Annotated in this window: 2 protein-coding genes; both read left to right on the top strand. The window is 58.6% G+C overall.

The features are described 5' to 3' along the window. On the top strand, positions 1-132 hold a 132-nt coding region (locus CXF87_RS12235; protein WP_232774916.1), incomplete at its 5' end, for a signal peptidase II. Between the two features lie 21 nt (positions 133-153). Continuing rightward, the coding region (locus CXF87_RS12230) for a transposase family protein (RefSeq protein ID WP_198556090.1) at positions 154-650 on the top strand (497 nt) is incomplete at its 3' end.

The following is a 650-nucleotide window of genomic DNA, read 5'->3' as shown; positions in this document are numbered from 1 at the left end:
TGGCGAGACTGGCATTGGCCGGCCTTCAACCTGGCTGATATTGCAATTGTCCTCGGTGCCTTACTTTTCGTTTCCAGCAGCTTGTTGGGTAAAAAAGCAAACACCAATGCCGAGCCGGATGGATCTGACTGACACCTACGCCTATACAACACCATGACCGAACTTCCCGACAACATCCTTCACCTGCCGCAATACCAAGTACTGGGCTGCAAATCAACCGACGACGAAATGCACTTCCAGGTGGACGTGCCCGATCCCATCGCCTGCGAGGAATGCGGCGTGCAGGGTGAGTTCGTACGGTTCGGCAAGCGTGACGTTCCCTATCGTGATCTGCCCATCCACGGCAAGCGGGTCACTCTCTGGGTGGTCCGCCGCCGATACACCTGCCGGGCCTGCAAGACAACATTCAGGCCCCAGCTACCGGAGATGGTGGACGGATTCCGTATGACACTGCGGCTGCATGAGTACGTGGAGAAGGAATCCTTCAACCACCCCTACACCTTTGTGGCGGCACAGACCGGCCTGGACGAGAAGACGGTGCGCGACATCTTCAACGCCCGCGCCGAGTTCCTGGGGCGCTGGCACCGCTTCGAGACGCCCCGCATCCTGGGCATTGACGAGCTATACCTGAACAAGCGCTACCGCTGCAT

This window comes from Halomonas sp. MES3-P3E (assembly GCF_002836035.1).
Classification (GTDB): domain Bacteria; phylum Pseudomonadota; class Gammaproteobacteria; order Pseudomonadales; family Halomonadaceae; genus Vreelandella; species Vreelandella arctica.
The sequence above is the reverse complement of the archived record's forward strand: the minus strand, read 5'-3'. Positions and strand labels throughout refer to the sequence as shown.